Origin of the sequence: Devosia sp. (genome assembly GCF_034675085.1) — a bacterium.
Lineage (GTDB): Bacteria > Pseudomonadota > Alphaproteobacteria > Rhizobiales > Devosiaceae > Devosia.
In genome coordinates, this window is sequence record NZ_JAUCDN010000182.1 from 1 (window position 1) to 6,852 (window position 6,852).

Sequence of the window (6,852 nt, forward strand, 5' to 3'; positions counted from 1 at the left end):
TCCAGCGTCTCGCGATTGTAGCGCTTGCCCTTGCACACGTCGCAGGGCACGTAGACGTCGGGCAGGAAGTGCATCTCGATCTTGAGGACGCCATCGCCTTCGCATTTCTCGCAGCGGCCGCCCTTGACGTTGAAGGAGAAACGCCCCGGCCCGTAACCGCGGGCTTTCGCTTCCGGCAGGCCGGCGAACCATTCGCGCAACGGGGTGAAGGCCCCGGTATAGGTGGCCGGATTGGAGCGCGGGGTGCGCCCGATGGGGCTCTGGTCGATATCGATGACCTTGTCGAGAAATTCGAGGCCGGTGAGGGATTCGTGCGGGGCCGGGACGACGCGGGCACCGTTGAGGCGCCGGGCGATGGCCTGGTACATGGTGTCGATCATCAGGGTCGACTTGCCGCCGCCGGAAACGCCGGTGATGGCGATAAAGGTGCCCAGGGGCACGTCGACCGAGACATTCTTCAGATTATTGCCGGTGGCGCCGCGGATGGAGAGGGTCTTGCCCTTTTTTCCCTCGCGCCGCTCGGCGGGCATGGCGATGCCCATGCGGCCGGAAAGATATTTGCCGGTGAGGGAATCGGGGTGGTTGAGAATGTCCTGCGGGGTGCCCTCGGCGACGATCTCGCCGCCATGCACACCGGCGCCGGGGCCGATATCGACCACGTAGTCGGCGGTGAGGATGGCGTCCTCGTCATGCTCGACCACGATGACGGTATTGCCCAGGTCGCGCAGCCTTTGCAGGGTTTCGAGCAGGCGGGCATTATCGCGCTGATGCAGGCCGATGGAGGGCTCGTCGAGCACATAGAGCACGCCGGTAAGGCCCGAGCCGATCTGGCTGGCCAGGCGAATGCGCTGGCTCTCGCCGCCCGACAGCGTGCCGGAATTGCGCGCCATGGAGAGATAGTCGAGCCCGACATCGACGAGGAAATTCAGCCGCTCGCGGATTTCCTTGAGGATGCGCTCGCCGATGGTGCGCTGATTGGCGGTCAGCGTATCGGGCAGGGCCTGGAACCAGGAAAGGGCGTCGCGGATGGATTTTTCGGTGACCTGGCCGACATGCAGGCCATCGATCTTGACCGCCAGCGCCTCGGGCTTGAGCCGGTAGCCGCCACAGGCGACGCAGGGCTTGGCCGACATGTATTTCTCGATCTCCTCGCGCATGCCGGCGCTCTCGGTCTCCTTGTAGCGCCGCTCGAGATTACCGATGACGCCTTCAAAGGCCTTGGTGGTGCGGTATTGGCGCAACCCGTCGTCATAGACGAATTCGATCTTGGTCCTGTCGGTGCCATAAAGCACGGCGTGCTGCACATCGAAGGGCAGCTCGTTCCAGGCGGTGCCGGTGGAGGCGCCGAAATGCTTCACTACCGCTTGCAGCGTCTGCTGGTAATAGGGCGCGCTGGTCTTGGCCCAGGGCAATATGGCGCCATCGCGCAGGGAAAGGGTGGGGTCGGGCACCACCTGATCGGGGTCGATCTTCTGCTCGGTGCCCAGTCCGTCGCAGACAGGGCAGGCGCCGAAGGGATTGTTGAAGGAGAACAGGCGCGGCTCGATCTCGGCAATGGTGAAGCCGGACACCGGGCAGGCGAATTTTTCCGAGAATGTGATCTGGCGCGGCGTGCCATCCTCGTTCTTCTCGTCGGCAAATTCGATCAGCGCGATGCCCTCGGCCAGCTTCAGCGCCGTCTCGAAACTCTCGGCCAGCCGCCCGGCGATATCGGGAGCAACCACAAGGCGGTCGACCACCACCTCGATGTCGTGCTTGAATTTCTTGTCGAGCGCCGGGGCGTCCTCGATCTCGTGATACTCGCCGTCGATTTTGACGCGCTGGAAGCCCTTGCGCATCAAATCGGCCAGTTCCTTCTTGTATTCGCCCTTGCGGCCGCGCGCGATGGGGGCGAGCAAATAGAGGCGCGTGCCCTCGGGCAGATCCAGCGTGCGATCGACCATCTGGCTGACGGTCTGGCTCTCGATGGGCAGGCCGGTGGCGGGCGAATAGGGAATGCCGACGCGGGCGTAAAGCAGGCGCAGATAGTCGTAGATCTCGGTGACGGTGCCAACGGTAGAGCGCGGGTTACGCGACGTGGTTTTCTGCTCGATGGAAATGGCCGGCGACAGGCCCTCGATATGTTCCACGTCCGGCTTCTGCATCATTTCGAGGAACTGCCGGGCATAGGCGGACAGCGATTCCACATAGCGGCGCTGGCCCTCGGCATAGATGGTGTCGAAGGCGAGCGAGGATTTGCCCGAACCGGACAGCCCCGTCATCACGATCAGGCTGTCGCGCGGCAGCTTGAGGTCGATTCCCTTGAGATTATGCTCGCGGGCGCCGCGCACAATGATCTCGCGGTTCTGGCTGGGCTTGTCGGTCATGCTTGGGTCCATTGGCGTGCCGCGGCGGGGAGGGGCGGCGGGCAGGCCCAGAGATAAGCCTCCCCCGGCCCGCCTGCAAGTCAACACCCGTTGCGCAAATCATGTGAACGTAAACAGAACAAAGCGGCTGAGGTCAAGGGTGAGATAGGGCAGGGTGCTGACAGGAGCTGGCAGGAGGGGTGGGCGGATGTCCTGGGCGCTTGGAAGGACACCCCCTCCTAACCTCCCCGTCACGGGGGAGGTGCCGCCCGGCGGTTGCGGCTTTATCGTGCCACAACCCATATCCGATAGCCCTGCCTCGAGGGAGAGGCTGAGCTATGTCTTCGTCACCTGAAGAACAGTATTGCGGTTGACTATCGGGGGGAAGGCGTGTGCTTGTTACAGTCGGGGGCAAGAATCATAGGCTTGGGGAGTTTTTTGAAAATGATGAGGCGAGTTTGGGCCGAAGCATTCGGCACGTTCTGGCTTGTATTCGGCGGGTGCGGCGCGGCCGTCCTGGCGGCGGGCGTACCCGATGTGGGCATCGGCTATCTTGGCGTGGCGCTGGCCTTCGGGCTGACCGTGCTGACCATGGTCTATGCCGTGGGCGGCATTTCGGGCGGGCATTTCAACCCGGCCGTGTCGCTCGGCCTCGCCGTGGCCGGCAGGTTCGCCTACAAGGACCTGGCGCCCTATTGGGCCGCGCAGGTGGTGGGCGGGGCGCTGGGGGCGGCGGTGCTGTTCGCCATCGCCTCGGGCAAGCCCGATTTCGTCGCCGGGGGCTTCGCCTCCAATGGCTATGACGCGCTCTCGCCCGGCGGCTACAGCATGATCGCGGTGCTGGTGGCCGAAATCGTGCTCACCGGCTTCTTCGTGCTAATCATCCTGGGGGCGACATCGAAGCTGGCGCCGGCGGGCTTTGCCGGCATCGCCATCGGCCTGGGGCTGACGCTGATCCACCTGATCGGCATTCCGGTCAGCAATACCTCGGTCAATCCGGCCCGCTCCATCGCCGCCGCGCTGTTCGCAGAGACGGGCGCGCTGGGGCAGGTGTGGCTGTTCATCGTCGCCCCGCTGATCGGCGCGGCGCTGGGCGGGCTGCTGTGGAAGGCGCTGCTGGAACGCGACTGAGGAGCGGGGCGAATAGCCCCACACCCCTATTGTAGAATGGCGCTGCCCCTGGGGGCGGCGCCATGGCCTTGCTACTGGAAGGCGGTTTCGGCGAAGCTGCGCAATTTGCGCGAATGCAGGCGCTCCGCCGGCTCGTCGCGCAGGATTTCCATCGCCCGCAGCCCGATCTGCAAATGCCGGCTCACCTGGGTGCGATAAAAATCCGAGGCCATGCCCGGCAGTTTCAATTCCCCATGCAGGGGCTTGTCGGAGACGCAAAGCAGCGTGCCGTAGGGCACGCGGAAGCGGAAGCCGTTGGCGGCGATGGTGGCGCTTTCCATGTCCAGCGCCACGGAGCGCGACTGGCTGAGCTGGCGCACGATCTCGGACTGGTCGCGCAATTCCCAATTGCGGTTGTCGAAGGTGGCGACCGTGCCGGTGCGCATGATCTTCTTGGTTTCGACGCCAGCGGTGTGGGTGATTTCCTCCACCGCCTGCTCCAGCGCCACCTGCACCTCGGCCAGCGCCGGCACCGGCACGGTCAGCGGCAGGTCGGCATCGAGCACATGGTCCTCGCGCATATAAGCATTGGCCAGCACGTAATCGCCCAGTTCCTGCGAATTGCGCAGGCCGGCGCAATGGCCGAGCATGATCCAGACATGCGGGCGCAGCACGGCGATATGGTCGGTGATGGTCTTGGCGTTGGACGGGCCGACGCCGATATTGACCATGGTGATGCCCCGGCCCTTGGCGGCGGTCAGGTGATAGGCCGGCATCTGCGGCGCGCGCACCGGGGCGGTGCCGGCGATATTGCCGCCGCGCAGGGCGTTGTCGGTCACCACATTGCCCGGCTCGATGAAGCTTTCGTAATGGGGATGGCCTTCCTGCATATAGGCTTTCGCCATGCGGCAGAATTCGTCGATGTAGAAGGCGTAATTGGTGAAGATCACGAAATTCTGGAAGTGCTGCGCGTCGGTGCCGGTGTAGTGGGCCAGCCGGAACAGCGAATAGTCGACGCGCGGCGCGGTGAAGGCGGAAAGCGGGTAGGGCCCGCCGCGCGGGGGCACATAGGTGCCGTTGGCGATCTCGTCGTCGGTATTGGCCAGGTCGGGCGCGTCGAACAGGTCGCGCAGCGGGATGTTGAGGGCGTTGAGCGCCTCGCCATCGATGCGCTCATTGGCCGGCATGGCGAAATGCAGCGGAATGGGGGTTTCCGATTCGCCCACATCGATGCTGCCGCCATGATTGGCGAGGATGACGGCGAACTGCTCCTGGTAATAGCCCTTGAACAGATCGGGTGCCGTGACCGTGGTGCGGTAAAGCCCGGGGGTGTGCAGATAGCCATAGGGCAGGGTGCTCTCGTGGCGCGAATAGCTGGTGGAGCGCACTTCCACCTGCGGATAGCAGGCGCGCACCCGGCCCGCCGGCACCTCGCCCGCGGCCAGCGCCTTGAGGGAGTCGCGGATGAAGCCGGTATTGCGGTGGTAGAGCCAGGCCAGATATTGCCAGGCCTCGGCCGGATCGGTGAAGGACTGCTTGTCGAGACGGGGCGGGCTGATGACGGTCATGAACACTTATCCTTGCGTGGCTCTTCCAATGCCAGCTTCGACGCCACGCATCAACTGCGCAGGCATTTGCGACGGTGTCATCACATCGTGGTGATGCGTACTTTTCTTGCCGCAATTTCCCCCCATCTTGTGTGCAGTTCACTGGCACGGCAAGCGACCCATGCAACCGGTGAGCGAGGGGAAGTTCCGCAGGCCGCTTGTCCCCCAAGCCCTCAACAGCGCGGCAGGCAGGCACTCCCAGGGGCCGTGACGCCAGAGATGGCGTCGCGGCCCTTTTATTTTGCCTTCAAGCATGGACGGCGGGGCCGGCATTTTCTATTGCTGCGGCGCTCATCCCCCGGAGGCTTCCATGGCAGCAAAGATCATCGACGGCAAAAGTTTCGCGGAAGGGCTGCGCGCCCGCATCGCCGGCCATGTCGACCGCCTCAAGGCCGAGCACGGAATTACCCCTGGCCTGGCCGTGGTGATCGTGGGGCATGACCCGGCCAGCCAGGTCTATGTGGCCAACAAGGCCAAGCAGACCGCCGAGGTCGGCATGGCCTCGTTCAAGCATGAATTGCCCGCCGACACCTCGGAAGCCGAATTGCTGGCGCTGGTCGCCCGGCTCAATGCCGACCCAAAGGTTCATGGCATATTGGTGCAATTGCCGGTGCCCGAACAGATCGACCCGGTCAAGGTGATCGAGGCGATCGATCCGGCCAAGGATGTGGACTGTTTCACCCCGGCCAATGTGGGCAAGGTGCAGATCGGGCTGCCCGGCCCGGTCTCGTGCACGCCGCTGGGGTGCCTTATGCTGCTGCGCGACCAGTTGGGGAGCCTCGCCGGGCTCAATGCCGTCATCATCGGGCGCTCTAATCTGGTTGGAAAGCCGATGATGCAGTTGCTGCTGCGCGAGAACTGCACGGTGACGGTGGCGCATTCGCGCACCAGGAACCTGCCCGAAATCGTGCGGCAGGCCGATATCGTGGTGGCGGCGGTGGGCCGCCCCGAAATGGTGCGCGGCGACTGGATCAAGCCCGGCGCGACGGTGATCGATGTGGGCATCAACCGCATCGACGCCCCGGAAAAGGGCCCCGGCAAGACGCGGCTGGTGGGCGACGTCTCCTATGGGGAAGCCGCGGATGTGGCCGGCGCCATCACGCCGGTGCCGGGCGGGGTCGGCCCGATGACCATCGCCTGCCTCCTGGCCAATACCGTCACCACCGCCTCGCTGATCCACGGGCTGGTGCCGCCCAGCGACCTGACGGCATGACGGATCTGGCGCATGACCCGGGCGGCAAGGTGCGCCTGCGCCTGGGCGAAGGGGTGAAGGGGGACGCGGTGATGAGCCCGGACGGGCTCTATCGCCAGATCATGCGCCGCTGGCTGGGGGCGGAGTTTCCCAGCCGCTATATTCTCTTTATCGGCATGAATCCCTCGACGGCCGATGCCAGCGTGGACGATCCCACCTGCGCGCGGGAATGGAATTTCGCCCGGCGCGAGGGCTTTTCGGGCATGGTGAAGGCCAATGTCGGGGATTATCGCGCCACCGACCCCAAAATGCTGCTGGCGCCGGGCGTCGAAGCGGTGTCGCCGGCCAATATTCCGGCCATAGAAGAGGCGGCGCTGGGAGCCGGGCGCGTGGTGCTATGCCACGGCAAGCTCAACCGCGCGCTGGCCCCGGCAGGGCGCGAGATCGTCCTGCGGCTGCGCGGCGAGGGCATCGATCTGTGGTGCTTCGGCACCAATGCCGACGGCTCGCCCAAGCACCCGCTCTATCTGCGCGCCGATACGCCACTGGTGCCGTTTCCGGGGTAGCGCCCGGCGCGGCCTAGCGCTGGCCCATGCCG

The 6,852-nt window shown here is 64.9% G+C and carries 5 protein-coding genes; 3 read left to right on the forward strand and 2 right to left on the reverse strand.

Features of this window, described 5'->3' with window-relative positions; translation table 11 throughout:
• The coding region (uvrA, locus tag VDP82_RS11920; RefSeq protein WP_323015067.1) for an excinuclease ABC subunit UvrA at positions 1–2,366 on the reverse strand (2,366 nt) is incomplete at its 3' end.
• Between the two features lie 423 nt (positions 2,367–2,789).
• On the opposite strand from uvrA, the gene aqpZ reads away from it, so the two are divergent.
• Positions 2,790–3,476 carry an aquaporin Z gene (aqpZ, locus tag VDP82_RS11925; protein WP_323015068.1) on the forward strand — a complete coding sequence of 229 codons (687 nt, stop codon included), beginning with the start codon at positions 2,790–2,792 and terminating at the stop codon, positions 3,474–3,476.
• Between the two features lie 71 nt (positions 3,477–3,547).
• Here aqpZ and VDP82_RS11930 read toward each other — a convergent pair whose 3' ends face one another.
• On the reverse strand, positions 3,548–5,023 hold the full coding sequence (locus tag VDP82_RS11930; RefSeq protein ID WP_323015069.1) for an AMP nucleosidase: 1,476 nt from the start codon (positions 5,021–5,023) through the stop codon (positions 3,548–3,550).
• Positions 5,024–5,372: 349 nt separating this feature from the next.
• Here VDP82_RS11930 and folD point away from each other — a divergent pair, with 349 nt between their 5' ends.
• Together folD and VDP82_RS11940 are read left to right on the forward strand one after the other, a co-directional pair.
• Complete coding sequence (gene folD, locus VDP82_RS11935) at positions 5,373–6,275, forward strand: bifunctional methylenetetrahydrofolate dehydrogenase/methenyltetrahydrofolate cyclohydrolase FolD (protein WP_323015070.1); 903 nt, start codon at positions 5,373–5,375, stop codon at positions 6,273–6,275.
• The gene (locus tag VDP82_RS11940; protein ID WP_323015071.1) at positions 6,272–6,820 is read left to right on the forward strand and encodes a DUF1643 domain-containing protein; all 549 of its coding nucleotides are present in this window, start codon (positions 6,272–6,274) and stop codon (positions 6,818–6,820) included. The genes folD and VDP82_RS11940 overlap by 4 nt, the downstream gene beginning before the upstream one ends.
• Positions 6,821–6,852: the final 32 nt, after the last annotated feature.

What these genes read in the sequence shown, in the direction of transcription:
- aqpZ (WP_323015068.1), top strand. Translation starts at nt 2,790, where the DNA reads ATGATGAGGCGAGTTTGGGCCGAAGCATTCGGCACGTTCTGGCTTGTA.
- VDP82_RS11940 (WP_323015071.1), top strand. Translation starts at nt 6,272, where the DNA reads ATGACGGATCTGGCGCATGACCCGGGCGGCAAGGTGCGCCTGCGCCTG.
- folD (WP_323015070.1), top strand. Translation starts at nt 5,373, where the DNA reads ATGGCAGCAAAGATCATCGACGGCAAAAGTTTCGCGGAAGGGCTGCGC.
- VDP82_RS11930 (WP_323015069.1), bottom strand. Translation starts at nt 5,023, where the DNA reads ATGACCGTCATCAGCCCGCCCCGTCTCGACAAGCAGTCCTTCACCGAT.